The organism is Arthrobacter sp. Hiyo1, assembly GCF_001263615.2.
Lineage (GTDB): Bacteria > Actinomycetota > Actinomycetes > Actinomycetales > Micrococcaceae > Arthrobacter.
This window is the reverse complement of sequence record NZ_DF952472.1, coordinates 118,582-119,808: the sequence shown is the minus strand read 5'-3', so window position 1 is coordinate 119,808 and position 1,227 is coordinate 118,582. Positions and strand designations below refer to the sequence as shown.

Here is a 1,227-nt window from a genome sequence, read left to right as displayed (position 1 = left end):
CTGCCGGCCGACGTCGCCCAACGTGCAGGCCATGCTGGACGAACAGTTCGACGCCGGATCGCGCGTCGTCGCGGTGGCTACCCGTCCAGCCACGGGGATGAGTAACATCACGCCTGCTGACGAAAGGGACCTCGTCCTGGCAGGCTTCCTCGTCTTCCTCGACCGGCCCAAGGCAAACGCGGGAGCGTCCCTGGAACAATTGGCCACGCTGGGTATCTCCGTCAAGATCGCCACCGGGGACAACGCCAAAGTCGCCGAAAAAGTATGCTCCGAACTCGGCGTGATTTCGGGCGGAACCCTGACCGGCGCCGACGTGGACGTATTGTCAGACACCGAGCTGGCCGCGGCCGCCCGGGAAGCCACCATCTTTGCCCGCGTCTCGCCCGAGCAGAAGGCGCGGATCATCACCCTGCTGCGCCAAAGCGGCGGAGCGGTGGGCTTCATGGGCGACGGTGTGAATGACGCCCTGGCCCTTCACAAAGCCGACATCGGGATCTCCGTGGACAGCGCCACCGACGTCGCCAAGGACGCCGCCGACATAGTGCTTTTGGAAAAGGACCTGGGAGTCCTGGCCGAGGGCGTGATGGAGGGCCGGAGGATCTTCGCGAACACCATCAAATACGTGCTGATGGGTACGTCCAGCAACTTCGGAAACATGTTCAGCGCCGCCACGGCGTCGGTGGTACTGAGCTTCCTTCCCATGCTGCCGGGGCAGATCCTGCTCAACAACCTGCTCTACGACAGCGGCCAATTGGCCATCCCGGGCGACCGCGTGGACAAGGAACAGCTGTTGGCACCATCGCATTGGAACATCGCGTTCATACGGCGCTTCATGTTCCTCTTCGGGCCGATCAGTTCACTCTTCGACTTTGCGACCTTCGCGCTCATGCTGTTCGTCTTTAACGCGGTCCCGGGGGAGTTCCGGGCAGGCTGGTTCATCGAATCCATCGCCACGCAGACCCTCATCATTTTCGCCATCCGGACCCGGCGGGTCCCGTTCCTGCGAAGCCGCCCTTCGGCTGGTCTGTTGACTGCATCCTTGGGAGTGGTGGCCGCGGGGATCTTCCTGCCGTTGTCACCACTGGCGGGCCTGCTGGGCTTCGATCCATTGCCGGTGCCGTTCTTCCTGTCGCTACTGGGAATGATCGTCGTCTACATGGTCATGGTGGAAGTCGCCAAGCAATGGTTCTTCGCCCGGGCCGCGCAGCAGCTGCCGGAGCTTCCGAC

At 63.2% G+C, this 1,227-nt stretch carries 1 protein-coding gene; it reads left to right on the top strand.

Annotation, left to right across the window (positions count from 1 at the left end):
• Window positions 1-31: 31 nt before the first annotated feature.
• On the top strand, window positions 32-1,227 hold a 1,196-nt coding region (locus AHiyo1_RS14205; protein WP_253257352.1), incomplete at its 3' end, for an HAD-IC family P-type ATPase.